Below are 25,942 nucleotides of genomic sequence, written 5' to 3' on the forward strand. Positions count from 1 at the left end.
AGAACGACGTGGTGGTCCAGGCCTACATCCTGATCCAGACCGAGGTCGGCAAGGCTGCCGACGTCGCGGCACAGATCGCCGAGGTCCAGGGCGTCACCCTGGCCGAGGACGTCACCGGTCCGTACGACGTGATCGTGCGCGCCGAAGCCCGCAACGTCGACGAGCTCGGCAAGCTGGTGGTTGCCAAGGTCCAGAACGTGCCCGGCATCACCCGCACCCTGACCTGCCCCGTCGTCCACATCTGAGCGCCACGGGGCCCCGCCCGTCTTTCGCATGCCCAAAGTCCTGCTCGCTGCACTCGGCCTGATCGTGCTGGTCGGGTGCAGCCCGGGTCCCGCGCCCGTCGCCGTACCGTCTGCCGGCCCCGAAGTCGCAGCCGCCTGTGAACCGCTGGTGAAGGCGCTGCCGGAGAAGGTGCTGGACGCGTCGCGGCGCAAGACCGAGCCCGCCAGTCCGCTCACCACCGCGTACGGCGATCCGCCGATCGAGGTGACCTGCGGCGTGGCCGCGCCGGCCGGGATGGCCGAGGCACAGTCGCAGTGCTTCGAGGTCAACGGCGTCGGCTGGTTCGCCAAGGAAGTCGGGAACGGTTTCATCTTCACCACCATCGGCCGCCAGGTGTACCTCGAGGTCGCGGTCCCGTCGAAGTACGCCCCTGAGGCGAACGCCCTGACCGACGTCTCCGACGCTGTCCACAGGTACAACAAACTCATCACTCCCTGCACCTGACAACGGCATACTCCAGTCGAAGCCGAAAAAAGTTCGTCGGCGGTGTCCGGTTCGATCCGGCGGGGGCGACGTACCAGGCGAGCGGCACCGCGGTGGTGCCCTGGACGACGGGAGATTGCGATGAAGTACATGATCCTCACCTACGCGTCGCAGCAGGACTACGACGGGATGGCGGGCAAGGACACCGGCAAGCCGGCCTGGACCGCCGAGGACTTCGCGGCGATGGGCGCCTTCATGGAGAAGTTCAACAACGACCTGGTCGAGTCCGGTGAACTGGTCGAGACGCGCGGGCTCGCGGCGCCGGTGCACACCCGGCGGCTGGGGTCCAAGGACGGCGCCGCGGTGGTGACCGACGGGCCGTACGCCGAGACCCAGGAGGTGCTCGCCGGGTACTGGATCGTCGAGTGCGAGTCGTTCGACCGGGCGACCGAGATCGCGGCCCGGCTCGGCGACACACCGGCGCCGGAGTTCGTCCGGGCGACCGCGTACGCCGACGTCCGGCCGATCATCGAGGGCCGCGGCGAGATCGCGGACTGACCGGTCATGGCCGCGGCCCTGGAGGATCTGCTCCGCGAGCTCACTCCGCAGGTGCTCGGAGCGCTCGTCCGGCGATTCGGGCACTTCGACACCGCGGAGGACGCGGTGCAGGAGGCCTTGCTGGCCGCGGCGCAGCAGTGGCCGGTGGACGGGATCCCGGACAGTCCGCGGGCGTGGTTGATCTCGGTTGCTTCGCGCCGGCTGACGGATCTGCTCCGTCGCGAGCAGGCCCGCCAGCGGCGCGAGGACCGGGTGGCGCAGTGGGCGACCGGTCCGAGTGAGCCGGTCGCGGACGCCGACGACACCCTGGTCCTGCTGTTCATGTGTTGCCATCCGTCGTTGTCCCCGGCGTCGCAGATCGCGTTGACGCTCCGGGCGGTCGGCGGTCTCACCACGACGGAGATCGCGCGGGCCTTCCTGGTGCCGGAGGCGACGATGACCCGGCGGATCAGCCGGGCCAAGGCGACCGTGAAGGACAGCGGTGCCCGGTTCGCCCTGCCGGCGGATCGGGACGAGCGGCTGGGCGCGGTGCTGAAGGTCGTCTACCTGATCTTCAACGAGGGCTACTCGAGCACGACAGGGCCGACCCTGCAGCGGGTGGAATTGGCGGCGGAAGGGATTCGGCTGGCGCGGATGCTGCACCGGCTGCTGCCTGACGACGGTGAGGTCGCCGGGTTGCTGGCGCTGATGCTGCTGACCGACGCGCGACGGCCGGCCCGGACCGGACCGCTGGGTGAGCTCGTCCCGATGGACGAGCAGGACCGGTCCCACTGGATCCCGGAGCTGATCCAGGAAGGAGTCGACCTGATCACTGCAACGTTGCCCCGCGGACCCGTTGGCCCCTACCAACTCCAGGCCGCGATCGCCGCCATCCACGACGAGGCCCCGACCGCGGCGGATACCGACTGGCCCCAGATCGTCGCGCTGTACGACGTGCTCCTGCAGCAGGTCGACAACCCGATGGTCGCCCTGAACCAGGTCGTCGCGGTCGCGATGGCCCACGGTCCCGAGGCAGGCCTCAAACTCCTGTCGACGATCGAGACCGACGACCGCCTCACCTCAGACCACCGCCTACCAGCAGTCCGCGCCCATCTCCTGGAAATGTCCGGCGATGCGGCGGGTGCGCGGGCGGCGTACGAGGAGGCCGCCGATCGTGCGACGAGCCTCCCCCAACAGCGCTACCTCCACACCCGCGCGCACCGCCTCTGAGCGGCGGGCAGGGGTTAGCGAAGGCCGGTGGGGCGGGTGGTGGCCAGGGTCAGGAGGCGGTCGACCAGGGCTGGGTAGTCGACGCCGCTGGCGGCCCAGAGGCGCGGGAACATGCTGGTGGGGGTGAAACCGGGCATGGTGTTGATCTCGTTGATGACGACCCGGCCGTCAGCGTCCAGGAAGAAGTCGACCCGGGCGAGGCCCTCACCCTCGATCGCGTCGAACGCGGTCAGTGCCTTGGCGCGGATCTCCGCCGCGATCTCCTCGGGGAGGTCGGCGGGAACCGAGAGGGCGGTGTACTCCTCACCCTCGGGCAGGTACTTGGTCTCGAAGTCGTAGAAGTCGTGCCCGCCACCGGAGACGGCGATCTCACCGCAGACACTCGCCTCGGCCGGGCCGCCGTCCAGGCCGCCGAGCACCCCGACCTCGATCTCGCGCGGGTTCTTCGCGGACGCCTCGACGATCACCTTCGGGTCGTGCGCCCGCGCCTCGGCGACCGCGTCGTCGAGCTCGGCGAGGCTGTTGACCTTGCTGATCCCCAGGCTCGACCCCCCACGGCACGGCTTCACGAACACCGGGTAGCCGAGCGCGTCGACCGAAGCACGGCACGCCTGCGGGTCGCGGGTCCAGTCGCGGTCGCGGATGACGACGTACGGCGTGACCTCGAGGCCGGCCGCCTGGAAGACCACCTTCATGTAGTGCTTGTCCATGCCGACCGCGCTGGACAGGACACCGGAACCGACGTACCGGATGTCCGACATCTCGAGCAGGCCCTGGATGGTGCCGTCCTCGCCCCACGGGCCGTGCAGCAGCGGGAAGACCACGTCGACCTCGCCGAGCGTGTTCGGCACCTGGCCCGGTTCGCTGACCACGAGTTCGCGGTTCGCGCCGAACAGCACCGGCAACGCGGTCACGTCGACCTCCGGGAGCTTGCCGTCGGTGATCGACAGCCGCTCCGGGTCGCCACTCTCCAGCACCCAGTGGCCGCTGGTGCTGATGCCGACCGGCACCACGTCGTACTTGTCCCGGTCGATCACCTGCAGCACGTTGGCCGCGGTCACGCAGGAGATGGCGTGCTCGCTCGACCGGCCGCCGAAGACCACGGCGACACGGGGCTTGCGTTGTTCCCTCGAGTACTCACTCACCGGCTCGACTGTAGCGGCCTCGCGATCAGGTTCCGACCTGGGCTCGGTTAAGAGCTCTTCAGATCGCGGTCCGTAGCTATCCACACACCGTGGTTATCCGATCACTCCCAGGTGACCGGCAGGGCGGTGACGCCGTACACGAGGGTGTTGTCCTTGAAGCGGATCTCCTCGAACGGGACAGCCACCCGCAGGGTCGGGATCCGGGTGTAGAGCCCCACCGACAGGTACCGCAGCAGCTCCTCGACCGCGGCCGGAGCCAGCGATGGATCCTTGCGCAGGGCAGCGAGTTGGGGCGGGTTGCGCAGCAGCACGAGAGTGCTGACGGCGATCATGTTGGCGGTCGTCTCGTGGCCGGCGATCAGCAGTGTGATGCCGATCGACACCAGCTCCGGCAGCGTGAGCGGTTGCCCTTCCTCCTCGGCGCGAGTGATCAGCCGGGACAGCAGGTCGTCGTCGCGGCGGGCCTGCTTCGCAAGCACCAGGCCGACCATGTACTGGTTCAGCTCGTCGCTGACGTGCGTCACCTCGTCCATGTCCCGGTCGATCGCCACCAGGATCGCGCTGCGCTCCTGGAACTGGTCGCGGTCCTCGTACGGCACGCCGAGCAGCTCGCAGATCACCAGCGACGGGATCGGCAGCGCGAACGCCTCGACCAGGTCGACCGGCCCGCCGGCGGCGAGCATGGCGTCGATGTGGTCCGCGACCATCGCCACGATCCGCGGCCGTCCCTTCAGCAAGATTTTGGTAGTGACTACCGTATGGCAGAGTCACCCATGACACGCCGGAACCGGTACTGTGCCCGCGGAGGTGGAGATGGGACTGCGCGAACTGAAGCGGGAGCGGACCCGCCGGCTGATCGCGGACAAGGCGTTCGAGCTGTTCACCGACCACGGCTTCGGCCGGACCACGGTGGAGCAGATCGCCGCTGCCGCCGAGGTCGGACCGAGCACGCTGTACCGCTACTTCCCGACCAAGGAGACGCTCGTCCTGGAGTTCGTCGAGGACTGCCTGCTGGGCGCGGTCGCCTGGCTCCGCGAGCAGCCCGAGGTGGATCTGCCGGACGGCCTGCAGTCGGTGATCGAGCGCGTGCTGGAGCAACTGGACAGCAACCCGGACCGGGTGCGCGCCGTCTTCGACCTGGCCGCGCAGACCGCGTCCGTGAGCGCTCACCTCAACGAGACGATCTGGCGCTTCCGCAACGAGCTGACCGACGAGCTGGTACGGCGCCTGCCCGGCGACGACCCCCAATCCGTCGAGTTCACCGCCGCCCTGTCCGCCGGCATCGCCATGAACATCATCGAAACCGTCGTCCGCCTCTGGGTCGACAACCCCGGCACCACCGAGGTCAGAACCCTGGCCCGCCAAGCCATGACCCTCCTCCGAGGCGGCGGCATCCCCCTCCCCGCGGTCAACGCCTCCGGCAGCTGACCGGAGGCCGGCGGTGAACGCGCCTCCGCCAGCTGCCCCCCGGCGGTGAACGCGCCTCCGCCAGCTGACGCGCGCCCCGGCGGTGAACCTGTCCGGTGACCGGCCCGCTCGACTCCTTGTGAGGCGCTGCCGGGAGAATCGCGGTATGAGCTCTGATCTCGATCCGTCGACTGTTGTTGTGCATGCGGGGCGGCCGGAGCGGGTGGCCAATGCGCCGGTCGGCCACTCGCCGGTGTTCAGTTCCACGTATGTGGCCGGCGGGGATCGGGGGTACGGGCGGTTCGGCAACGACTCGTGGGTGGCGCTCGAGGAGACGCTGGGCGAGTTGGAGGGCGGTCGGGGGCTGACGTTCGCGTCGGGGATGGCGGCGGTGGCGGCGATCGTCGACCTGGTGCCGGTCGGCGGCAAGGTGGTGGCGCCGCAGCACGCGTACTCCGGCGTACTCGCCCTGCTCGACCAGCAAGCAGCGACGAAACGCCTCACCGTCGAGCGAGTGAACGTCGCGGACACCGACGCCGTGAGAGCAGCGACCGCCGGCGCGGACATGCTGTGGATCGAGTCGCCGACCAACCCGGCGATGGAGGTCGCCGACCTGCCGACGCTGTCCGCGGCCGGACGGGAAGCCGGCGCGACCGTTGTCGTCGACAACACCTTCGCGACCCCGCTCCTCCAGCAGCCGCTCAGGTACGGCGCCGACGTCGTGATGCACTCGGCAACGAAGTTCATCGCCGGCCACTCCGACGTCGTCCTCGGCGCCGTCGTCACCGCCGACGACGAGCTCTGGAACGCGATCGAGCTCCGGCGACGCAGTCTCGGCGCGATCCCCGGTCCGATGGAGGCCTGGCTAGCGCTCAGAGGTCTGAGGACACTCGCCCTGAGACTGGAGCGCGCCCAGTCCAACGCCGCCTTCCTCGCCGAGCGCCTGCTCGAGCACCCGCGCGTCAGCCGCGTGCGGTACCCGGGCCTGCCGACCGACCCGGGCCACGCCAGGGCCGCCGCCCAGATGTCCGGCTTCGGCGCGATCCTGTCGTTCGAGCTCGGCGGTGACGCCGAGGGTGCTCAGCGGGTCTGCGAGAGTACGGCGCTCTGGGTGCACGCGACCAGCCTCGGCGGCGTCGAGTCGATGCTCGAACGCCGTCGCCGCTGGCCGATCGAGGTGCCGACGATCCCGGACGACCTGATCCGGCTGGCCGTCGGGATCGAGCACCCCGACGACCTCTGGGCCGATCTCGAGCAGGCCCTCAAGACCTTGACTTGAGCACCGGCGCGCCGAGGAACGTCAGCACGCACAACACCACCGGCAGGATGAACGCGAGATTCAGCGGCATCCAGTGGGCGAGCCCGCCGATCAACGCCGGCCCGGCCAGCAGGCCGACGTACCCGAGTCCGACGACACGTGCCATCAACGCACCGGATGCGCGCGGGTCGAGGTTGCCTGCGGCGGTGAAGAGCTGCGGCACGCCGCCGGCCAGGCCGAGACCGAACAACGCCCAGCCGAACAGCGCGACCGGCACCCACGGTACGACGATCACGATGGTCAGCCCGATCGCCGCCATCGCAGCGCCGTACCGGACGATCGCGGCCGGGCCGACCACTGCCGCGACGCGGTCGGTGAGGAAGCGCCCGACGGTCATCGCGACAGCGAAGGCGCCGTACGCGTAGGCCGCCGTACTGACCGAGGTGTCGAGCACGTCGCGGAACTGCAGGGCGGCCCAGTCGTTGGCCACACCCTCGGCGAGCATCAGGCCGAAGGCGAGGCCGCCGAGCGCCCACACCAACTTGGCCGGCGGCTTCGCGCGTTCCTCCTGATCCTCGTGTTCCTCGGGCGCCGCCTCGATCAGGAATCGGCTCACGACCAGCGACACCACGACACACAGGACGCCGGCCAGACCGAGCGTCACCTCGGTCGGCACCTCGGCCCGCAGGGTGGCGGCACCGATCAGCGCGGCGAACGCCCCACCGATCGACCACATCGCGTGGAACGCGGCCATGATCGGGCGCGGGTAGCCGCGTTCGACCACCACGGCCTGGGCGTTCATCCCGACGTCGATCGAGCCGTTGGCGAACCCGAGCGCCATCAACGCGAGACCGAGGGTCCACCAGTTCTGGGCGACCCCAGGCCAGGGCAGGGCGAGGCCGAGCAGCACACCGGTCGCCGGGACCAGCCTGCGCTGGCCGAGACGGTCGGCCAGCGGACCGGCGACCTGCATGCCGAGGAACGCGGCACCGCCCAGCGCGAGCAGCAGCAGACCGAGCGTGCTGTGCGTGATCCCGGTGGCGTGCTCGATGCTGGGGATGTGGACGACCCACATGCCGACGGCGAAACCGTTGAGACCGAAGTAGGTCCAGGTGGCGACGCGGGCGGCTCTTGGCGGTGCGGTCTGCGGACGCAGATCGGTAGCGGTCAAGAGGCCACCTCGACCAGCACTCCACGTTGGGCAAGCATGGTCCTCTGATCCTCCGGGGCGGTCGGGTCGGTGATGATCAGGTCCGGCCGGTCGGCCGGGCACACGTACGCCAGCGCGGCGCGGTCCCACTTGGCGCCGTCGGCCAGCACCATCGTGCGGGTGGCGACGTCGAGCGCCGCCTGCTTGACCTCGGCATCACCGAGGTCGAAGGCGGTCAGCCCGGCGTCGAGGCTGAAGGCACACGGACTGAGTACGGCGACGTCGAACCGCAGCGCCCGCAGCGACGCGACGGTCAGCGGACCGACCAGGGCCAGCTCGCCCTTGCGCGCCTCCCCGCCCGGCATCAGCAGCCGGATCCGCGGCGCTTCGGCCAACTCGGTCGCGATGTGCAGCGAGAGCGGCATGACGGTGACCGCGCGGTCGTGCAGGAGCTTGGCCACCTCGAGCGCCGTCGTCCCGCTGTCGAGCACGATCGTCTCGCCGTCATGGATGTGCTCGACGGCGGCAGCGGCGATCGCCTGCTTGGCCGCGACTGCAGCCTGGGCACGCAGCGAGTACGGCGGCTCGACACCCGACGGCATCGCGGACACAGCTCCGCCGTGGACCCGCTTCAGGACGCCTTGAGCGGCCAGGAAGTCGAGATCGCGGCGGACCGTCATGTCGGACGCCTCGGTGGCCTCGACCAGTTCCTGGACCGTGACTCGGTCCACCCTGCGCAGTCGTTCTACGATCACTTGGTGCCGTTCTGCACTCCTCACGCGCAGAAATCTACCATCCGGATGTTCGATCGAACAAAGAGAGTGTTTGCCTGTGGCTGACCTGGTCGTGCGGTCGAGGTATGCGGTAGCGGCAGTCTTCTGCGTGCACGGCGCGGTGACGGGATCGTTCGCCACCCGGGTGCCCTGGATCCAGGAACACTCCGGAGTCTCGGCCGGCCAACTCGGGCTCGCGCTCGCGTTCCCGGCGCTCGGCGCGGCGCTGATGATGCCACTCGCCGCCCGCGTCACCCACACCTTGGGCACCCGCAACGCCCTCCGCGGCCTGCTCACCCTCTGGACGCTCGCACTCGTTCTGCCGTCCCTCGCCCCCAACCTGCTCACCCTGTGCACGGCATTGCTCGTGTACGGCGGCACAGCAGGCATGGCCGATGTCGCGATGAACGCGCTCGGCGTCGAGGTCGAGCACCGGCTCGACAAGTCGATCATGTCCGGCCTGCACGGCATGTGGAGCGTCGGCGCACTGATCGGGTCCGCGGTCGGAACTGTCGCCGCGCACACCGAGATGAGCGCGCAACTCCATCACGCGCTGGCAGCCGCCGTCCTGACGGTGGTCGGCCTGGTCGTGTGTCAGTTCGTGCTGAACCTGCATCCCGCGGACGACGAGGAGCCGCCGGCGAGGTTCGCGTTGCCGCCGCGGTCGGCGTTGCTGATCGGGGCAGTCGGGTTCTGCGCGGTCTTCGCGGAGGGCGCCAGCCTGGACTGGTCGGCCATCTACCTGCACGACATCCTCGACAGTTCGGCCGGCGTCGCGGCCGCGGCGACCACCGGCTTCACGTTGACGATGGCGATCGCCCGGATCAGCGGCGATGCGGTGATCGACCGCTTCGGCGCCGTACGGACCGTGCGGTGGAGCGGCGTGATCGCGACCGCCGGCGGCATCCTGGTCGTGGTCGCTCCCCACCCGGCGGCGGCGATGGCCGGCTTCGGACTGCTCGGGATCGGCATCGCGGTCGCCGTACCGCTCGCGTTCGCCGCGGCGGCACGCACCGGCGCCAACGCGAGTCACGCGATCGCGGGCGTCGCGACGATCACCTACGCCTCCGGCCTGGTCGCGCCGTCGATCATCGGCGGGATCGCGCAGGCCAGCAGCCTGACGATCTCGTTCCTGGTGGTGACCGTGCTCGCGACCGGCCTCGCGATCTTCGCCCCGGTCCTGCGCACGCGCAGCCGCTCCCGGGTGAACTGACAACTCCCGTCCCCCACCACGATCCAGCCGCATCCTTTGACGCAACCGTTCGGTTGCTATAGAGTTGCAACCCATCGGTTGCTAAATGGTTGGAGCGTCTCATGTTCAGTGCACGCCAACGCGTGGTCCTGCTGGTGCTGCTCGGCGCCGGGTTCATGCTGTCCGTCGACTTCTCGATCCTGAACGTCGCGCTGCCGCAAGCCGGTGCGGGCGTCGGGCTGGGGCCGGACGGGCTGGCCTGGATCACCTCGGCGTTCGCGCTGCCGGCAGCAGGGTTCGCACTGCTGTTCGGGCGACTGGCGGACTACTTCGGCCGCCGGCGACTGTTCCTGGTCGGCATGGTCCTACTGGCCGGCGCGTCGGTGCTCGGCGGACTGTCGACGAGCGCTGAGCAACTGTTGACCGCGCGAGTGCTGCAGGGTTTGGCGACCGCGATGGCGCTGCCCACGTCGTTGTCGTTGCTGACCACGACCTTCGACGGCTCGAAGCGTGAGCGGGTCTTGGGACTGCGAGGTGCGTTGCTGTCCGCGGGCTTTGCCGTTGGCGCTCTGGTCGGCGGTGCGCTCGTGAGCCTGCTGGGCTGGCGGGCGGCGTTCTTCATCAACGTGCCGGTCGTGCTGACCGTTCTGGTGCTGGCGCCGTTCGTGATTCCGGAGAGCAGGGCGGCCGTGCGGACGCGGCTCGACGTACCCGGCGCGGTGACGGTGACCGGTGGTCTGCTGGCCGTGATCTACGCCGTGATCGAGCGAAGCCTGCCGACCGCGATCGTCGGCGTACTGCTGCTGATCGCGTTCTGGCGGATCGAACGGCGGTCGCCGGCGCCGCTGGTCCCGGTGCACATCCTGCGGCGCCCGTCGGTGACCTGGGGCAACTTCGCGGGCCTGGTGGTCTGCTCGATGGAGCCCGCGATGATCTTCCTGATCACGCTCTACCTGCAGCAGACGCTCGGCCTGTCACCGCTCGCGACCGGTCTGGTCTTCGGCATCCCCGGGGTGGCGTCGGTGTTCGCCGGGGTGGTTGCCGGAGGCATCATCGGGCGCTTCGGCTACCGCACCGTCCTGACCGTGAGCATGGCGGTGCAGGGTCTGGCGACACTGCCGCTGGTGTTCCTCGGCACCGACCGGGTGATCGCGCTCGTCGTGCTGATTCCGGCGCTCTTCATCGGGTTCTACGGACACGTGGCCGCGATCGTGGCCTACACAGTGACTGGTACGTCGGGCGTCGCGGACGAGGAGCAGGGCCTGGCAAGCGGTCTGACCTCGATGACCCAGGAGGTCGGCGGCACGGTCGGTACGCCGGTCCTCGCCGCCATCGCCGCGACCCAGGCGACCCAGCTCGCGGGCACCCGCGTCGCCCTGGCATTCGACGTCGTACTGACCCTCGCCTGCGTCGTGATCGTCTGGCTCGGCCTCCGCCCTCGCCTAACCAAGCAGCCGGTCGAGCACCTCTCCGGCCTCCCCGTACCCTGCGTCGGAGATCCGCTGAAGCTCCAGTAGGTCGTTGGCGGCGACCGCGCGACGGGTGAGGTGCTCCCCCGCCCGCTCACACCCCTCGTCCAGCAACTCGCTCAACGCCTCGACGTCACCACGCTCGTCGGCCAGGTCCGCGAGCCGATCCAGCGCCTTCTCGTTCCCCTCGTCAGCCAGCGCCCGAAGTGTCTCCCAGTCGGTCATGACTCGATCGTCGAACATTGCCCCAGGGGCAAGGTCAACAATGGCTGTGTGCTCACCATCGGACAGCTCGCCCGGTATGTCGGGGTGTCGACCAAGACCGTGCGCGTCTACCACGCCAAGGGCCTCCTCCCAGAGCCCGAACGCGACGCCTCCGGGTATCGCCGGTACGGCGCGCAGGCGGTCGTCGACCTGGTCCGGATCCGGACCCTGGCCGAGGCCGGTGTGCCGCTGGCGCGGATCCGCGACCTCGACCACGCCGATCTCGGCGAGGCGCTGCGGCAGATCGACGCCGACCTGACCGCGCGAATCCGGGGCCTGCGGGACACCCAGCGGCGATTGCGGAAATTGGCGGCCGGCGACATCCGGCTGCTCCCCGTCGAGGTGGAGAGCCATCTCCAGCAACTCGAGAAGCGTGGGTTCACCGCCCGTTGGGTCGAGCTCGAACGCGACCTGTGGATCGTCGTGTTCGCGACGCACCCGGAGATCGCCGGCGACCTCTTCCGCGACCAGGCCGACGCGCTCACCGATCCGGCGCTCGAAGGGCTCTACCTCGCCTACGACCGGGCCCACGACCTCGACCCGGCCGACCCGTCACTGCCCGAGCTCGCCGACCGCATCGTCGACGCAACAGTCCAGCGCTACGACCCCGGCAACCTGCCCGGGCAATCAACCGGCACCGCCATCCCCCAACTCCTGCAGAGCACCGTCAACGCGTCATCGCCTGCCTGGCGGCGACTCGACGACCTGATCCGTCACCGGCTCAACCGGCTCACCACTTAGCGCCAGGGCCGGGGAGGATGTCGACGTCGTTGGCGTGCATGGGTTTGTCGCAGTGGGTGCAGTGCAGGTCGACGTCAGCGATCTCGCCGCAGGCGTGGTGGCGGTAGAGGACCGGAGGGCCGGCCTCGCCGGCCAGCCACTTGTCGCCCCAGCCCTTCATGACCATGAGCAGGTCGACAAGCTCGGCGCCCTTCTCGGTCAGGTGGTACTCGTACCGCGGCCGGTTGTCGTACGGACGGCGCTCGAGCACGCCGTGGCCGACAAGGTGCTGGAGCCGCTCGGTCAGCACCTTGCGGGAGATCTTGAGGTCCGCCTGGAGCTCGTCGAACCGGCGCATCCCGACCCACACGTCGCGCAGGATGAGGGGCGACCACGGCTCCCCGATCACGTCGAGGGTGCGCGCGATCGAGCAGACCAGCTCACCGAAGTTGGTGCGTTGCATGGAATGACCGTAGCAGTTGGGGTTCCCTTACGGAACTCCAACTGCTACGGTCATGGAGTCTCTTGAAGGAACCCCAAACCAGGAGGACGGCGATGAGCAAGGTCTTCAGCGCGCTGTCGGTCTCGGTCGACGGCTACATCACCGGTCGTGACCCGCGGCCGGGGCACGGGCTCGGCGACGGCGGCATGCTCTTCGACTGGTACTTCGACGGCGACACCGCCAGCCAGGTGATGGACGGCTTCAAGCTCAGCGAGCCCAGCGCCCGGCTCTTCGACACCCTCGCCGCCCGGGTCGGCGCTTCCCTCGCCGGCCGCAACACGTACGACGACTCCGAAAACTTCGGCGGCGGCAGCCCGCACCCGACGGCGCCGCTCGTCGTGCTCACCCACCGGCCGGCGCCGGAGGCGAGCGAACGGCAGACCATCGTCACCACCGGGATCGAGGACGCGATCGCGGCCGCCAAGAAGGTTGCCGGCGACAAGGATGTCGCGCTGATGGGCGGCGGCGTCGTGACCGCGGCCCTGCGGGCCGGCCTGGTCGACGAGCTCGTCCTCCACCAGGTGCCGATCCTGCTCGGCGGCGGCCGCCCGTACTTCCAGGACCTGCCCGACCACGTCCGGCTGCGCCTCATCGACGCCGTACCGGCCCCAGGCGTCACCCACCTGCACTACGAGGTGCAGCGATGATCCTCGTCACCGGAGGCCTCGGGATGATCGGCGCCCACACCGCGCGGGCGCTGCTCGACCTCGGCGAGGAGGTCGTCGTCACCAGCCACCACAGCCGTGACGTCCCGTCCTTCCTCGCCGGCCGAGTCACCGTCGAACAGCTGGACGTCACCGACCGCGAGGCGTTCCTCGACCTCGGCAAGCGCCACGACATCACCGGCATCGTGCACCTCGCGGCCCCGCGACCGCCGTTCGCCCCATCGCCGACTGGCGCGTCGATCGCCGATCCCGTCGAGTTCCTCCGGATCAACACGACTGGCCTGTTCAACGCCCTGGAAGCCGCTCGCGTGTGGCAGGTACGGCGGTTCGCAGTGGCCAGCAGCATCGGTCTGTACATCGGCCGGCCGGAATCCAGCTGGCACGAAGAGCTCGCACTCCCGGCGATGACGCTCGACAACCCGATCCTGTCCTTCAAGAAGGCGGCCGAGCCGCTCACCAAACAGGCACTGGCGGGCAGCGGCGTACAGCCGGTCATCCTGCGGCTCGGGACCATCTGGGGCCCGCTCGGCGACCCGACCTCGCCGTTCTACCCGCTCCCCTCGCTCCTCACCGCCGTCGTCCGCGGCAGCGAGCGGCCGCAGGTGTACGGCGACGACGGTGGCGACCGGTGCTACGTGCCGGACGCCGGCCGGGCGATCGCGCTACTGATGACCGTCCCCACGCTGAACCACGACACCTACAACGTGTCGAGCGGCCGTCCGGTCGCCAACCACGAGTTCGCCGCCGGGCTCGAGACCGCCGTACCGGGAGCACAGGTCCCGCTGACACCGGGCGGCCAGCTGGAGCCGTACCTCGACATCACCCGGCTGACCGCCGACACCGGGTTCACGCCGCACTTCGACACCACCACCGCAGTCGCCGACTTCGTCGGCTGGCTCGCCACCAACCCTCGCTAGGAGCTGATCGCCATGCTGAACCCCGACGTACGCCGTGTGCTCGAGACCACTGCGGTCGGCCACCTGGCCACCGTGCTCCCGGACGGCGCGCCGCACTCCGTTCCTCTGTGGGTCATGCCGGTCGGCGAGCGCATCGCGTTCCTCACCGGTCCGGACTCGCGGAAGGCGCGCAACCTGCGACGCGATCCGCGAGTCGCCCTGTCGCTGACTCCGCTCGACAACCCGCACGAGCCGGTGATCGTCCGCGGCCGCGTCGTCGAGTGGCTCGAAGGCGACGCGGCCTGGGCGATCGTGGACCAGCTGGCCGCGAAGTACATCGGCCAGGCCTACCCACGTGAGCAGGAGCGTGTCATCGCCCTGATCGAGCCGGACCGGCAGCAGTTCGGGATGCGCTGACGGCCTACTTGTCCGTGGCGAAGGCCGCGTCGAAGGCCGCCGCGGGCTTGTCGAAGGCGAGCGCCCGGATCACGTTGACGGCTTCGGCGGCGCCGACCTTGCGCTCCATCCCGGCGTCCTCCCACTCGACCGAGATCGGGCCGTCGTACCCGATGGAGTTCAGCACCCGGAAGCAGTCCTCCCATTGGACGTCGCCGTGGCCGGTCGAGTAGAAGTCCCAGCCGCGCCGCGGGTCACCCCACGGCAGGTGCGAGCCGAGCCGGCCGTTGCGGCCGCCGCCGACCCGCATCCGGGTGTCCTTGCAGTCGACGTGGTAGATCCGGTCCTTGAAGTCCCACAGGAACGCGACCGGGTCGATGTCCTGCCAGACCATGTGGCTCGGGTCCCAGTTCAGGCCGAACGCCTCGCGGTGGCCGATCGCCTCCAGGGTGAGCTGGGTGGTCCAGTAGTCGTAGGCGATCTCGGACGGGTGCACCTCGTGCGCGAACCGGACCCCGACCTCGTCGAAGACGTCCAGGATCGGGTTCCACCGGTCCGCGAAGTCCTGGTACCCGGCCGCGATCCGCTCGGCCGGCACCGGCGGGAACATCGCGACGTACTGCCAGATCGACGAGCCGGTGAAGCCGATCACCGTGTTCACGCCGAGCTTGGCCGCGGCCCGCGCGGTGTTCTTCAGGTCCTCGGCGGCCCGCTGCCGGACGCCTTCGGGGTCGCCGTCGCCCCAGACCCGGGACGGCACGATCGCCTGGTGTCGGAAGTCGATCGGGTCGTCGCAGACCGCCTGGCCGACCAGGTGGTTCGAGATCGCGAACACCTTCAGGTTGTACTTGGCCAGGATGTCGTGCCGGCCCTGCACGTAGGAGTCGTCCTCGACCGCCTGCTGGACGTCGAAGTGGTCACCAGAGCAGGCGATCTCGACACCGTCGTACCCCGCTTCGGACGCGAACTGGCAGACCTCCTCGAACGGCAGGTCGGCCCACTGACCCGTGAACAACGTGATCGGACGTGGCATCTGGCTTGCTCCTCAGCGACTAAGAGTTCTCGACGGTGATCCAGGCGCTGTCCGCGGCGGCCGACCGCAGCACGGCGTCGACCAGCCGGGCGGACCGCGCTCCGGCGGCGAAATCGGGCAGGCCGTCCGGGCGGTCACCCAGTACGGCGGCATAGCTGTCGGCGACGAAGCTGTCGAAAGCGTCCTGGTACCCCTGCGCATGCCCGGCCGGCAGCCGGTTCACCCGCGCCGCGGGCGGGCTCAGCGTCTCGGGATCCCTGGTCAGCAGCTGCGAAGCGGTACGGCGGCCGACCCACAACCGGTCGGGGTCCTCCTGGTCGAAGCCGAAACTCGACTCGGTCCCGGAGACCTCGAGGTAGAGGCGGTTCTTCCGGCCGGCCGCGACCTGGCTGACCACGATCGTGCCGACCACACCGGCCTCGGTGCGGAACTGCGCGGTCGCGAGGTCCTCGGTCCGGACCTCGACGCCGCCACGGTTCGAGCGAACGGTCCGCAGCTGGGCGCTGATCGCGGCGATCCGGTCGCCGGTGACGAACTCGGTCAGGTCGCACCAGTGCGACCCGATGTCGGCGAAGGTCCGCGACGGGCCGCCGGCCTCGTCGTCCACCCGCCAGTTCTGGTCGTCCTCGCCGGCCAGCCAGTCCTGCAGGTACGACCCGTGCAGGCTGGTGATCACCCCGGCCTCGCCCTCGGCGATCCGGGTCCGGAGCTCGCGAACCATCGGGTGGTAGCGGTAGACGAACGGGACCGTCCCGACCCGCTCGGTCTCCAGGGCGGCGGCGTGCAGTCCGGCCGCGTCCTGCACCGAGGTGGCGAGCGGCTTCTCGCAGATCACGTGCTTGCCGGCTTCGAGCGCCTGCAGCGTCACCGGGAGGTGCGTGTTGTTCGGCGTACAGACGTGGACGACGTCGATGTCCGCGGCCAGCAGCTCGTCGAGGTCGGCGTACCCGCGCTCGGCGCCGGTCGCTTCCGCGGCCGCCGCTGCCCGTTCCGGGGTTGATCCGATCGCGCCGACCACCTGGGCGCCCGCGACCAGCGCAGACCTGCCGTGGACGCGGCCCATGAAGCCGCCGCCGACGATCCCGACCCGGAGCTTGCGCGCACTGGTGGACACGCTGAAGGACGCTATGTGACACTTTTGAACCCTGTCAAGCAAAAGTCCACGGCCCTCCGACGGAAGTCCTGCGCATGAGTGATCTCGGTACGGCGGGAAGCGGCGCGGTCCTGCGCCTGCTCCTCGACGGGCAACCGCGGACCCGCGCAGAGCTCATCGATCTCAGTGGCCTCGCCAGGTCAACGGTGACCGGCCGGATCGAGGAGCTGGTCGCGGCCGGTCTCGTCGTGCCGTCGGGTGAGGCCGCGTCGACCGGCGGACGACCGCCGGCCCGGTTCCGGTTCAACCCGTCCGCCCGGCTGATCCTGGCCGCGGACATCGGCGCGACGCACCTGTCGGTCGCCCTCACCGACCTGACCGGCGAGATCCTCGACCGGTCCACGATGCCGCTGAACATCGCGGAAGGGCCGGAGACGGTCCTGAGCGAGGTCGTGCGAATCGGCCGCGGGTTGCTGAAGTCGGCACGACGTTCGGTCAAGGACCTCGCGGGTACGGGCGTCGGACTGCCAGGACCCGTGGAGCACAGCACCGGGCGACCGAACCACCCACCGATCATGCCGGGCTGGGACTCGTACGACGTCGCCGGACGACTCGGCCGGGAGCTCGCCGGACCGGTGCTGGTCGACAACGACGTGAACATCATGGCGCTCGGCGAGCACGCGGCCGAGTACGCCGACGTCGAGCACCTGCTGTTCGTGAAGGTCGCGACCGGGATCGGCGCCGGCGTGATCAGCGGTGGGCGGCTGCATCGGGGTGCGCAGGGCGCGGCCGGCGACATCGGCCACATCCAGGTTCTCGATCACGACGAGGTCTGCCGCTGTGGGAACACCGGCTGCCTGGAAGCGATCGCCTCGGCCGCAGCGATCGCCAACCAGCTCGGGGTCACCAGCAGCCGGGACATCGTCAAGCTGGTCCGGGCCGGCGACACGGCTGCGACAGCAGCGGTTCGGCAGGCGGGCCGCGAAATCGGCACCGTGCTGGCTGCATGCGTCAGCCTGCTGAACCCGTCGGTGATCGTGGTCGGCGGCTCACTGTCGCAGGCCGGTGACAGCCTGCTGGCCGGGATCCGGGAAGCGATCTATGCCAGATCGTTGCCCCTGGCCACCACCGACCTGCTCGTCGTCACCAGCCGGTCCGGCCAGGACGCCGCGCTCCGCGGCGCCGCGACGCTCGTCCTTCAGCACCAGCTGATGACCAACTGATCCGCCAGCGCGAGCACCCGATCCAGCAACGGCCCCTCCCGCGCGACGCCGAACCCGTGCCGGCGGCCGTGGAAGGCGGTCTGCACGAGGATCAGCTGCACCCAGCGCCGGATCCGGTCAGGATCGACCTGCGCGGCGTCGGCGTACTCCTCGAGCTCGCGGTGCAGCGCCTTGACGAGGTCGCCGGACTCGATCAGCGCGAGGGCACGGGGCCTGAGGAAGATGGCGCCGTCGTACGCCGGATCTCCGACCAGCCCCTTGGGATCGACGGCCAGCCAAGGCTCCCGGTCGGCGCGCAGGATGTTGCGCGGATGGAAGTCGCCGTGGATCAGGAGATCCGGCTGATCCCGGCCGACCTCGTCGATCGCGGCCAGCGCAGCATCCACGACCGCAGCCGGGAACGGATGCGCCAACTCGGCGGCGTCCCTGCGCAGCTCGGCCGCCCAATCGTCGGCACGATCCTGCAGCCGCGGCAGGCCGGCCGGTGCGGGGATCGCCAACCGGTGGTTGAGCCGCCCGGCTGACGTGGCGATGTCCGTGCCCTCGTTGAGGGTCGACGGGTGTGCCCGTTCGAGCAGCATGGCGAAGTCGGCGCGCTCGTACAGCAGGACCGCACCTCGTCCACCCCAGGCGGCGAACGCGTCCGGCTCGTGCACGTTGCCCGGGTGCGGGAACGACACCTTGAGCACCGCGGGTCCGGCAGCGCTCTGAACCGGCACGATCACGCCGACCCGGCCGTGCATCACCTCGCCGTCAACCGTGCAGTCCCACCGCGCCAGCAGGGCCTGCACGATCGCAGGCAGCTCGCCGAGCCACGCAGCACCGGACTCCCCCTCGCGGGCGATCGTCTCGCGCGCGAAGGCCGCCGGTACGATCACCAGCGCTCGGACTTGGCCGACCGGGAGACCAGGCTGAACAGCATGTCCTTCGGCGTCATCTCGCCGGCCACCACCTTGGTCACGTGCTCGACGATCGGCATTTCGACGTCGTGGTGGTGGGCGAGCTCGGAGATCGACGCGCAGGACTTCACGCCCTCGGCGACCTGCCGGGTGGCGCCGGTGATCTCGGCGACGGACAGGCCCTGGCCGAGCTTCTCGCCGAAGGTACGGTTCCGCGACAACGGCGACGAGCAGGTCGCGACCAGGTCACCCAGCCCGGCCAGGCCGGAGAACGTGTGCTCCTGCGCGCCGAGCGCCGTACCCAGGCGGGCGATCTCGACCAGGCCGCGGGTGATCACCGACGCCCGGGCGTTGTCCCCGAAGCCGAGGCCGACGGCCATCCCGACAGCCAGGGCGATCACGTTCTTGGAGGCGCCGCCGAGCTCACAGCCGATCACGTCGTTGTTCGTGTACGGGCGGAAGGTCGGCGAGTGGCACAGCTTCTGCAGCCGGGTCGCGGTGCCCTCGTCGGCGCAGGCGACCACCGACGCGGCCGGCTGCCCTTCGGCGATCTCGCGGGCCAGGTTCGGACCCGAGACGACCGCGATCCGCTCCGGTCCGGCGCCGGTGAGCTCCGCGATCACCTCGCTCATCCGCTTCGTCGTACCGACCTCGACACCCTTCATCAGGCTGACCAGGGGTACGGCGTTCGGCAGCACGCCGGCCCAGTCCTTCAGGTTGTCCCGCAGCGACTGACTCGGCACCGCGAGGACGACGGCTTCCGCGCCGTCCGCGGCCACGGCCGGGTCGTGGGTCGCGGTGATCGAGTCCGGGAGCCGGATGCCGGGCAGGTAGTCGGAGTTCTCGTGCCCGGTGTTGATCGCCTCGCACAGCGACTCACGCCGGCCCCAGATCGACACCTGGTTGCCGGCGTTCGCCAGCACCGTGGCGAACGCCGTGCCCCAGGAGCCCGCCCCGAACACCGCAACCTTCGTCATGCCTTCTCCTCACCGTCGTCCTCGGCGTCCTTGGCGTCTTCGGCGTTCTTGGCGTCTTCGGCGGTCTTGGCGTCCTTGGCCCGGTCCCTGCGCAGGTCGAAGAGCTCCTTGGGCGGGGCCTGGCCGCGCACCTCGCCGAGCGTGTCCGCGACCGCGCGCATGATCACCTCGGTTGCCTCGTGCAACAGCTGGTTGGTGATCGGCTTCCCCTCGAACGCGCTCAGGTCGACCGGTCTCCCGGCGCGCACCTTGATGGTCTTGCGCGGCAGCAGCCGGATCCGCACCTTGCCGGTGTACGACTCCAGCACCTCCTGCGCGCCCCAGTTGGCGATCGGGATCACCGGGCACCCGGTCCGCAACGCGATCCGGGCGGCGCCGGTCTTGCCGGTCATCGGCCACAGCTCCGGATCACGGGTGATCGTGCCTTCGGGGTAGACGCCGACGCACTCGCCGCGCTCGATCGCGGCGACCGCGTCCCGGAACGCGTCCACGGCCTGCGTCGACTCCCGGTACACCGGGATCTGCCCGGCGCTGGAGATGATCCGGCCGACGACCGGGATCTTGAACACCGAGGCCTTGCCCAGGAACCGCGGGATCCGCCGGCACTCCCAGATGAAGAACCCGAGCACCAGCGGGTCGAAGTGCGAGATGTGGTTCGGCGCGAACACCACGCCGCCGGAGCGCGGCATGTTCTCCCGGCCGGTGAAGTCCGGCTTGGTGAAGACCAGCATGAACGGCTTGACGATCGCGACCACCAGGCCGAACCAGAAGCCCCGGCGCGGCCTGGGGTCACTCTGCCGGCTGTCCACTGCTGCCTCCTGATGCTCGTCACTGCCACCCGTCATGGGAGAATCCTGCCTGATGGCAGACCTACAGGTCGCTCCCTGGACCCTGGCGATCCCGGTGAAGCGTACGGCGATCGCGAAGAGCCGGCTCGCTGCGGCCTACCCCCAGCACCGGCCCGAGCTCGCCCGCGCCTTCGCTGTCGACACTACTGCGGCCGCCCTCGCTTCTCCCCTGGTCCGCGCCGTCCTGGTCGTCACCGACGACCCGGTCGTCGCCGCGGACGTCACCGCGGTCGGCGCGCGGGTGGTGCCGGACCTCCCGTCCGCGGGGCTGAACGAAGCCTTGCTGCATGGTGCCACTGTGGCGGCTGCCGAGTTCCCGGACAACGGGGTCGTTGCCCTCTCCGCAGACCTCCCGGCCCTGCGGCCGGCCGAGCTCACCGCCGTGCTGGCAGCCTGTGTCGCGCCACGGTCGTTCGTCGTCGACCTCCCCGGCACCGGTACGACGCTGCTCGCCGCGGCGCCCGGTGTCGCGTTGGATCCCCGCTTCGGCGTGGGTTCCGCACTAGCCCACCAGGTGTCGGGCGCGGTCCCGATCGAACTGTCCGGCATCGACTCGGTACGGCGTGACGTCGACACCGCGGCCGATCTGGCGCACGCCGTACAACTCGGTGTGGGTCCGGCGACCGCCGACGTGATGTCGCTGGTGCTCGGTGCCGCCACCGGGACCGAGGGTCTAGCCTGCTGACATGCAGGGAACCGTGAGCCGTTACGACACCGAGAGTTTCGCCGGTGCGGTGCTGACCGACACCGGGATCGAACTGCCCTTCACCGTGCACGCGGTGGCCGACACCCCGGTGCGCCACCTGCGGGTCGGCCAGCGGGTCCGGCTGGAGACCAGCGGGTCCGGGGCCGGGCTGACCGTCACCAAGGTCGACTTCATCACCGAGCTCTGAAGGTTGCCCGAGGCACCCTGACCCGGGAGCTGTTCCGACCCGGCACAGTGCCCCCACACGGCGAAGGCCGGTCATCCCCTGGAGTGGGGTGACCGGCCTTCGCTGGTGTTGCGGTGCTGCAGTGCTGAAGGTCAGCGAGAAGCTGCGCGCTTCGCCGGAGCCTTCTTGGCGGGGGCCTTCTTGGCCGGCGCCTTCTTGGCAACGGTCTTGGCCGGGGCCTTCTTCGCCGGCGCCTTCTTCGCGACGGTCTTGGCCGGGGCCTTCTTCGCCGGGGCCTTCTTGGCGACCGTCTTCTTGGCGGCGGTCTTGGTCGCTGCGGCCTTGGCCGGGGCGGCCTTCTTGGCCGGAGCGGCTGCCTTGGTGGCGGTCGCGGTGGCCTTCGGCACAACCAGCTTCGGCAGCTTCTTTGCGCCGGAGACAACGGCCTTCAGCTCCGCACCCGCGCGGAACTTCGGAACCGTGGTCTTCTTGGCGCGCTTGGTCTCACCGGTCCGCGGGTTGCGCACGATGCGCGCGCCACGCTCGATGGCCTCGAAGGCACCGAAACCGGTGATGGCGACCTTGCCACCCTTCTTGGTCAGTTCGCGCTGGACGGTGTCGATCACCGACTCCAACGCGTGCTGGGCCTGGCGGCGGTTTCCGTCGAAGTGCACTGCGAGCGCTTCGACCAACTGGCTCTTGTTCACTGCTTCCCTCCGTGAACACTAGGCGTCGAGCACAGCGCTCGATCTCACGTGAACGTTATGGACTCAACACGCCGTTCACAAACACCAACGCGGCAATTCGGCCTTGTTTTGGGCGATTCGTGCCACAATTTCGCCCGATTCGCCCCTCCGGAGGCCTCCGGGAGCTCCCGGAATCCCTTCAGAGCAACGATCCGGTCCCCATCAGTGACCGCTTCGGAACCACCCCTCAGCGACGCTTTCCCCGCAAGGTTCGCAGTCCCGACCGGGCTGTGTCGAGGCCTCGCGTCACCGCGGACTCACCCTTCCGGATCCGCAACTCGTCCGCCACCTTGCCCAGCAACCAGTCCAGCAACGGGATCGCGATCGCCAGGATCGCCCACATGATCAGCTTTCTCCGCAGGAACAACCACATAGCCGTCCACCTCCTGCAGGGAGGTTACAGCCAGCCGCGGCGCTTGAAGATCTGGTGCAGACCTCCACACACCAAAGCCATCAGGCCGATCGCGAACGGGTAGCCGTACTGCCAGTGCAGCTCGGGCATGCTGTCGAAGTTCATCCCGTAGACGGTGCCGATCAGGGTCGGGGCGAACAGGATCGCCGCCCAGGCGGAGATCCGCTTCACCTCTTCGTTCTGCTCGCTGCTGGCGATCGCGAGGCTCTTCATCTCCTCGTTCTGCTGCTGGGCGACCAGCGTCGCGTTCACGGTCAGGATGTCGCGGAGCAGCTCGCGGAAGCCGTCGACCTTCTCCACCACCTCGGTGACGTGGTCGGCCACGTCGCGCAGCGACCGCTGCAGCTCCTCGTCGACGCCGTATTTCTCGAAACCGCCGCGCAGCGACTCGAGCATTCCGACCAGCGGCCGGGTCGCGCGCTGGAACTCGATCACCTCGCGGGACAGCTCGTAGATGCGCCGCGACACCTTCGGGTCGCCGCGGAACACCTCGGTCTCGATCTCGTCGATGTCGTTCTCCAGGCCGGCCACGACGGGTGCGTAGCCGTCGACGACCTTGTCCATGATCGCGTAGAGGACCGCCTCGGTGCCGCGCTGCAGCAACTCGGGGTCGCGTTCGACCCGGCGCCGGACCGCGGCCAGGTTGGGCGCCTCGGCGTGCCGGACCGTCACCACGAAGTCCGGGCCGACGAACACGTGCACCTCGCCGAACTCGACCTCCTCGGTCGCGTCCCGGTAGCGGGCGGCCTTCAGTACGACGAACAACGTGTCGCCGTACCGCTCCAGCTTCGGCCGCTGATGGGCCTGGATGGCGTCCTCGATGGCCAGCTCGTGCAGGTCGAACTCCTGCGCCAGCGAGGCGAGCTCGCGCCGGTCCGGCCGGTACAGGCCGATCCAGGCCAGGCTCTTCGGCGACTTGTGCAGGACGCGGTAGGTCTCGGCCAGCGAGTCCGGCGACGCGACCCGGCGGCCGTCGCAGTAGATGGCGCTGTCGACGACGCTGTGCCCCTTGGGCTTCGGGGTGTCGCGGACCGGCTGCTCGACAGGGTGTTCCGGCAGCGCGCGGCGGCCGGCGGCGCGGATCGACGGGGTGCGGCCGAAGGCACGGAGCGTGCGCGTACGGAGGTCGGACATGAGTCCTCCAGATGCGGTGGTGCGGGTGATGTGGGCACACGTCTGCCCGACCCCACGGCGCCAAGCCGCATCAAGAGAAGAAGAAGTCAGCCTCTCGAAGGTCGAGCGAGATCGGTATGTCTGGAGGGATCGCTGTTCATGAGCGCCTCACCTCCCGGATCTCGCAAGCCTTGTTCTGACAACCACGCAAGGGTAACACCAGAGTTATCGCCGCCGATGTGCTGCGCGTTACGGCGGCGATAACCGTGGCGGCGGGCTACGCCTTCGCGGGCAGGGTGGCCGGCTTGAAGCTCGGCCGGGTCGCCTCGTAGGCGGCGATGTCGGACTCGTGCGACAGCGTGATGCCGACGTCGTCCAGGCCGTTCAGCAGCCGGTAGCGGGTGTAGTCGTCGATCTCGAACGGCGCGGACACGTCACCGGCCGAGATGGTCTTGTTCTCCAGGTCCACCGTGACCTTGGTGCCCGGGTCGGCCTCGATCGTGGTCCACAGCTGCTCCACGACGTCCTGCGTCACCAGGGCCGCGAGCAGCCCGGCCTTGCCCGAGTTGCCGCGGAAGATGTCGCCGAACCGCGACGACACCACGACCCGGAACCCGTAGTCCATCAGCGCCCAGACCGCGTGCTCCCGCGACGACCCGGTGCCGAAGTCCGGACCCGCGACGAGCACCGAGACCCCGTCGTACTCCGGCTGGTTCAGGACGAAGGTGGGGTCGTTGCGCCAGGCCGCGAACAGCCCGTCCTCGAAGCCGGTCCGGGTGACCCGCTTCAGGTAGACGGCCGGGATGATCTGGTCAGTGTCGACGTTGCTGCGGCGCAGCGGGGCCGCCGTACCGATGTGCTGGGTGAAGGCTTCCATCTCCGTGTGCTCTCCTCAGACGTTCTCGGGTACGGCGACGTCCAGCGGCTCCAGGTCCGCCGGCGCCGCGAGGGTTCCGGTGACCGCGGTCGCGGCGGCGACCAGCGGCGAGACCAGGTGGGTGCGACCGCCCTTGCCCTGGCGGCCTTCGAAGTTCCGGTTCGAGGTGGAGGCGCTACGCTCGCCGGGGGCCAGCTGGTCCGGGTTCATGCCCAGGCACATCGAGCAGCCCGCGCCGCGCCACTCGGCGCCGGCGTCCTTGAAGATCCGGTCCAGGCCCTCGGCCTCGGCCTGCAGCCGGACCCGGCCGGAGCCCGGGACCACCAGCATCCGGGTGCCGTCGGCAACCTTCCGGCCGGCCAGCACGCCGGCGGCGGCCCGCAGGTCCTCGATCCGGCCGTTGGTGCAGGACCCCAGGAACACCGTGTCCACGTGGATCTCGCGCATCGGCGTCCCGGCGGTCAGGCCCATGTACTCCAGGGCCCGCTCGGCGGCGCGCTTGTCGTTGTCGTTGTCGAAGTCGTCCGGCGACGGCACGTTCTCCGACAGCGGGATGCCCTGGCCCGGGTTGGTGCCCCAGGTGACGAACGGCGTGATGTCCTCGGCGCGCAGCACGACCTCGCGGTCGAAGGTGGCGTCGTCGTCGGTGGCGAGGCTCTTCCAGTACTCGACCGCGGCCTCCCAGTCGACGCCCTGCGGCGCGTGCGGCTTGTCCCGCAGGTAGGCGAACGTGGTCTCGTCCGGCGCGATCATGCCGGCCTTGGCGCCCCACTCGATCGACATGTTGCAGATCGTCATCCGGGCTTCCATGCTCAGCGCGCGGATCGCCTCGCCGCGGTACTCGACGATGTAGCCCTGGCCGCCGCCGGTGCCGACCTTCGCGATCAGCGCCAGCACCAGGTCCTTGGCCGAGACGCCGTCGGGCAGCACGCCGTCGACCGTGACGGCCATCGTCTTCGGCCGGGCCTGCATCAGGGTCTGGGTGGCCAGCACGTGCTCGACCTCGCTGGTGCCGATGCCGAAGGCAATCGCGCCGAACGCGCCGTGGGTGGAGGTGTGGCTGTCACCGCAGACCACGGTCATCCCGGGCTGGGTCAGACCGAGCTGCGGGCCGATCACGTGCACGACGCCCTGGTCGGGGTCGCCCAGGGTGTGGATCCGGATCCCGAACTCCTCGGCGTTCTTCCGCAGCGTGTCCACCTGGGTCCGCGACACCGGGTCGGCGATCGGCTTGTCCACGTCGAAGGTCGGGACGTTGTGGTCCTCGGTGGCGATGGTCAGGTCCGGGCGCCGGACGCCGCGGCCGGCCAGCCGGAGCCCGTCGAACGCCTGCGGGCTGGTCACCTCGTGCACCAGGTGGAGGTCGATGTAGAGGAGGTCGGGTTCTCCGTCGGCATGGCGCACGACGTGCGCATCCCAGACCTTTTCCGACAACGTCCTACCCATCAGACTCTCCTTTGAGATGTGTGTGGTGCAGTGCCTTATCGCTCACAGTGCTCTCAACTGGGTCACGGAAGCGACTTGCGTTCCACGATTC

31 protein-coding genes are annotated in these 25,942 nt (G+C 69.7%); 15 read left to right on the top strand and 16 right to left on the bottom strand.

The window, feature by feature from the left end:
- The first annotated feature begins 8 nt into the window (after positions 1-8).
- From ACWCOV_RS02005 to ACWCOV_RS02020, 4 genes are all read left to right on the top strand, one after another.
- Positions 9-245: an Lrp/AsnC family transcriptional regulator gene (locus tag ACWCOV_RS02005; RefSeq protein ID WP_026163142.1), complete on the top strand. Its 237-nt coding sequence runs from the start codon at positions 9-11 to the stop codon at positions 243-245.
- Positions 246-273: 28 nt separating this feature from the next.
- Complete coding sequence (locus tag ACWCOV_RS02010; protein WP_449827346.1) at positions 274-729, top strand: DUF3515 domain-containing protein; 456 nt, start codon at positions 274-276, stop codon at positions 727-729.
- 120 nt (positions 730-849) lie between these two features.
- Positions 850-1,266: a YciI family protein gene (locus ACWCOV_RS02015; RefSeq protein ID WP_449827347.1), complete on the top strand. Its 417-nt coding sequence runs from the start codon at positions 850-852 to the stop codon at positions 1,264-1,266.
- Between the two features lie 6 nt (positions 1,267-1,272).
- Positions 1,273-2,475 (top strand): RNA polymerase sigma factor, encoded by a 1,203-nt coding sequence (locus ACWCOV_RS02020; RefSeq protein ID WP_449827348.1) that lies wholly within the window; start codon positions 1,273-1,275, stop codon positions 2,473-2,475.
- Between the two features lie 14 nt (positions 2,476-2,489).
- Here the strand turns inward: ACWCOV_RS02020 and ACWCOV_RS02025 are convergent, their stop codons facing one another.
- A complete protein-coding gene (locus ACWCOV_RS02025; protein ID WP_449827349.1) occupies positions 2,490-3,620 on the bottom strand; it encodes a D-alanine--D-alanine ligase family protein in 1,131 nt (376 codons plus the stop codon).
- A gap of 101 nt (positions 3,621-3,721) precedes the next feature.
- The gene (locus ACWCOV_RS02030; protein WP_449827350.1) at positions 3,722-4,357 is read right to left on the bottom strand and encodes a cytochrome P450; all 636 of its coding nucleotides are present in this window, start codon (positions 4,355-4,357) and stop codon (positions 3,722-3,724) included.
- Positions 4,358-4,433: 76 nt separating this feature from the next.
- On the opposite strand from ACWCOV_RS02030, the gene ACWCOV_RS02035 reads away from it, so the two are divergent.
- Both ACWCOV_RS02035 and ACWCOV_RS02040 read left to right on the top strand, forming a co-directional pair.
- Positions 4,434-5,048: a TetR/AcrR family transcriptional regulator gene (locus ACWCOV_RS02035; protein WP_449827351.1), complete on the top strand. Its 615-nt coding sequence runs from the start codon at positions 4,434-4,436 to the stop codon at positions 5,046-5,048.
- A 145-nt stretch (positions 5,049-5,193) separates the two neighbouring features.
- Positions 5,194-6,306 carry a trans-sulfuration enzyme family protein gene (locus tag ACWCOV_RS02040; RefSeq protein ID WP_449827352.1) on the top strand — a complete coding sequence of 371 codons (1,113 nt, stop codon included), beginning with the start codon at positions 5,194-5,196 and terminating at the stop codon, positions 6,304-6,306.
- On the opposite strand, the gene ACWCOV_RS02045 is transcribed toward ACWCOV_RS02040, so the two are convergent.
- A complete protein-coding gene (locus ACWCOV_RS02045; RefSeq protein ID WP_449827353.1) occupies positions 6,290-7,456 on the bottom strand; it encodes an MFS transporter in 1,167 nt (388 codons plus the stop codon). The two genes, ACWCOV_RS02040 and ACWCOV_RS02045, sit on opposite strands and share 17 nt — an antisense overlap.
- Positions 7,453-8,214: a DeoR/GlpR family DNA-binding transcription regulator gene (locus tag ACWCOV_RS02050; RefSeq protein ID WP_449827354.1), complete on the bottom strand. Its 762-nt coding sequence runs from the start codon at positions 8,212-8,214 to the stop codon at positions 7,453-7,455. The genes ACWCOV_RS02045 and ACWCOV_RS02050 overlap by 4 nt, the downstream gene beginning before the upstream one ends.
- A gap of 52 nt (positions 8,215-8,266) precedes the next feature.
- Here ACWCOV_RS02050 and ACWCOV_RS02055 point away from each other — a divergent pair, with 52 nt between their 5' ends.
- Positions 8,267-9,421 carry an MFS transporter gene (locus tag ACWCOV_RS02055; RefSeq protein WP_449827355.1) on the top strand — a complete coding sequence of 385 codons (1,155 nt, stop codon included), beginning with the start codon at positions 8,267-8,269 and terminating at the stop codon, positions 9,419-9,421.
- A gap of 101 nt (positions 9,422-9,522) precedes the next feature.
- Positions 9,523-10,917, top strand: coding sequence for an MFS transporter (locus tag ACWCOV_RS02060; protein WP_449827356.1), 1,395 nt, complete (start codon positions 9,523-9,525; stop codon positions 10,915-10,917).
- Here ACWCOV_RS02060 and ACWCOV_RS02065 read toward each other — a convergent pair.
- Complete coding sequence (locus tag ACWCOV_RS02065) at positions 10,843-11,094, bottom strand: hypothetical protein (protein ID WP_449827357.1); 252 nt, start codon at positions 11,092-11,094, stop codon at positions 10,843-10,845. The two genes, ACWCOV_RS02060 and ACWCOV_RS02065, sit on opposite strands and share 75 nt — an antisense overlap.
- Before the next feature lie 48 nt (positions 11,095-11,142).
- On the opposite strand from ACWCOV_RS02065, the gene ACWCOV_RS02070 reads away from it, so the two are divergent.
- On the top strand, positions 11,143-11,874 hold the full coding sequence (locus ACWCOV_RS02070; RefSeq protein WP_449827358.1) for a MerR family transcriptional regulator: 732 nt from the start codon (positions 11,143-11,145) through the stop codon (positions 11,872-11,874).
- Here the strand turns inward: ACWCOV_RS02070 and ACWCOV_RS02075 are convergent.
- The gene (locus ACWCOV_RS02075; protein ID WP_449827359.1) at positions 11,864-12,316 is read right to left on the bottom strand and encodes a winged helix-turn-helix transcriptional regulator; all 453 of its coding nucleotides are present in this window, start codon (positions 12,314-12,316) and stop codon (positions 11,864-11,866) included. The genes ACWCOV_RS02070 and ACWCOV_RS02075 overlap by 11 nt on opposite strands.
- Positions 12,317-12,408: 92 nt before the next feature.
- Here ACWCOV_RS02075 and ACWCOV_RS02080 point away from each other — a divergent pair, with 92 nt between their 5' ends.
- From ACWCOV_RS02080 to ACWCOV_RS02090, 3 genes are read left to right on the top strand one after another with little or no spacing between them, the layout of a single operon-like run.
- Positions 12,409-13,002, top strand: a complete 594-nt coding sequence (locus tag ACWCOV_RS02080) for a dihydrofolate reductase family protein (RefSeq protein WP_449827360.1) — start codon at positions 12,409-12,411, stop codon at positions 13,000-13,002.
- Entirely contained in the window at positions 12,999-13,937 is a 939-nt protein-coding gene (locus ACWCOV_RS02085) for an NAD-dependent epimerase/dehydratase family protein (protein WP_449827361.1), read from the top strand. The genes ACWCOV_RS02080 and ACWCOV_RS02085 overlap by 4 nt, the downstream gene beginning before the upstream one ends.
- Positions 13,938-13,949: 12 nt before the next feature.
- Entirely contained in the window at positions 13,950-14,333 is a 384-nt protein-coding gene (locus ACWCOV_RS02090) for a TIGR03618 family F420-dependent PPOX class oxidoreductase (protein ID WP_449827362.1), read from the top strand.
- 4 nt (positions 14,334-14,337) lie between these two features.
- Here ACWCOV_RS02090 and ACWCOV_RS02095 read toward each other — a convergent pair whose 3' ends face one another.
- Both ACWCOV_RS02095 and ACWCOV_RS02100 read right to left on the bottom strand, forming a co-directional pair.
- Positions 14,338-15,345, bottom strand: a complete 1,008-nt coding sequence (locus ACWCOV_RS02095) for a sugar phosphate isomerase/epimerase family protein (protein ID WP_449827363.1) — start codon at positions 15,343-15,345, stop codon at positions 14,338-14,340.
- 19 nt (positions 15,346-15,364) lie between these two features.
- Positions 15,365-16,459, bottom strand: a complete 1,095-nt coding sequence (locus ACWCOV_RS02100; RefSeq protein WP_449827364.1) for a Gfo/Idh/MocA family protein — start codon at positions 16,457-16,459, stop codon at positions 15,365-15,367.
- Positions 16,460-16,533: 74 nt separating this feature from the next.
- On the opposite strand from ACWCOV_RS02100, the gene ACWCOV_RS02105 reads away from it, so the two are divergent.
- Positions 16,534-17,661: an ROK family protein gene (locus tag ACWCOV_RS02105; RefSeq protein WP_449827365.1), complete on the top strand. Its 1,128-nt coding sequence runs from the start codon at positions 16,534-16,536 to the stop codon at positions 17,659-17,661.
- On the opposite strand, the gene ACWCOV_RS02110 is transcribed toward ACWCOV_RS02105, so the two are convergent.
- The 3 genes from ACWCOV_RS02110 to ACWCOV_RS02120 are packed head-to-tail and all read right to left on the bottom strand — an operon-like array spanning position 17,637 to position 20,382.
- Entirely contained in the window at positions 17,637-18,539 is a 903-nt protein-coding gene (locus tag ACWCOV_RS02110) for an aminoglycoside phosphotransferase family protein (protein ID WP_449827366.1), read from the bottom strand. The two genes, ACWCOV_RS02105 and ACWCOV_RS02110, sit on opposite strands and share 25 nt — an antisense overlap.
- Entirely contained in the window at positions 18,536-19,537 is a 1,002-nt protein-coding gene (locus ACWCOV_RS02115) for an NAD(P)H-dependent glycerol-3-phosphate dehydrogenase (protein ID WP_449827367.1), read from the bottom strand. The genes ACWCOV_RS02110 and ACWCOV_RS02115 overlap by 4 nt, the downstream gene beginning before the upstream one ends.
- Complete coding sequence (locus ACWCOV_RS02120) at positions 19,534-20,382, bottom strand: lysophospholipid acyltransferase family protein (protein ID WP_449827368.1); 849 nt, start codon at positions 20,380-20,382, stop codon at positions 19,534-19,536. The genes ACWCOV_RS02115 and ACWCOV_RS02120 overlap by 4 nt, the downstream gene beginning before the upstream one ends.
- Positions 20,383-20,398: 16 nt before the next feature.
- Here ACWCOV_RS02120 and cofC point away from each other — a divergent pair, with 16 nt between their 5' ends.
- Together cofC and ACWCOV_RS02130 are read left to right on the top strand one after the other, a co-directional pair.
- The gene (gene cofC / locus ACWCOV_RS02125) at positions 20,399-21,070 is read left to right on the top strand and encodes a 2-phospho-L-lactate guanylyltransferase (RefSeq protein WP_449827369.1); all 672 of its coding nucleotides are present in this window, start codon (positions 20,399-20,401) and stop codon (positions 21,068-21,070) included.
- A gap of 1 nt (position 21,071) precedes the next feature.
- Positions 21,072-21,278: a hypothetical protein gene (locus ACWCOV_RS02130; RefSeq protein ID WP_449827370.1), complete on the top strand. Its 207-nt coding sequence runs from the start codon at positions 21,072-21,074 to the stop codon at positions 21,276-21,278.
- Between the two features lie 131 nt (positions 21,279-21,409).
- Here the strand turns inward: ACWCOV_RS02130 and ACWCOV_RS02135 are convergent, their stop codons facing one another.
- The 5 genes from ACWCOV_RS02135 to leuC form a co-directional block, all read right to left on the bottom strand.
- Positions 21,410-21,964, bottom strand: a complete 555-nt coding sequence (locus ACWCOV_RS02135; protein ID WP_449827371.1) for an HU family DNA-binding protein — start codon at positions 21,962-21,964, stop codon at positions 21,410-21,412.
- A 226-nt stretch (positions 21,965-22,190) separates the two neighbouring features.
- A complete protein-coding gene (locus ACWCOV_RS02140) occupies positions 22,191-22,376 on the bottom strand; it encodes a hypothetical protein (protein ID WP_449827372.1) in 186 nt (61 codons plus the stop codon).
- Between the two features lie 24 nt (positions 22,377-22,400).
- Positions 22,401-23,549 carry a magnesium/cobalt transporter CorA gene (corA, locus tag ACWCOV_RS02145; protein WP_449827373.1) on the bottom strand — a complete coding sequence of 383 codons (1,149 nt, stop codon included), beginning with the start codon at positions 23,547-23,549 and terminating at the stop codon, positions 22,401-22,403.
- Between the two features lie 256 nt (positions 23,550-23,805).
- A complete protein-coding gene (leuD, locus tag ACWCOV_RS02150) occupies positions 23,806-24,405 on the bottom strand; it encodes a 3-isopropylmalate dehydratase small subunit (protein ID WP_396387356.1) in 600 nt (199 codons plus the stop codon).
- A gap of 15 nt (positions 24,406-24,420) precedes the next feature.
- Positions 24,421-25,851 carry a 3-isopropylmalate dehydratase large subunit gene (gene leuC / locus ACWCOV_RS02155; protein ID WP_449827374.1) on the bottom strand — a complete coding sequence of 477 codons (1,431 nt, stop codon included), beginning with the start codon at positions 25,849-25,851 and terminating at the stop codon, positions 24,421-24,423.
- Between the last annotated feature and the right edge of the window lie 91 nt (positions 25,852-25,942).

The sequence above is a fragment of the Kribbella sp. NPDC002412 genome (genome assembly GCF_053592935.1).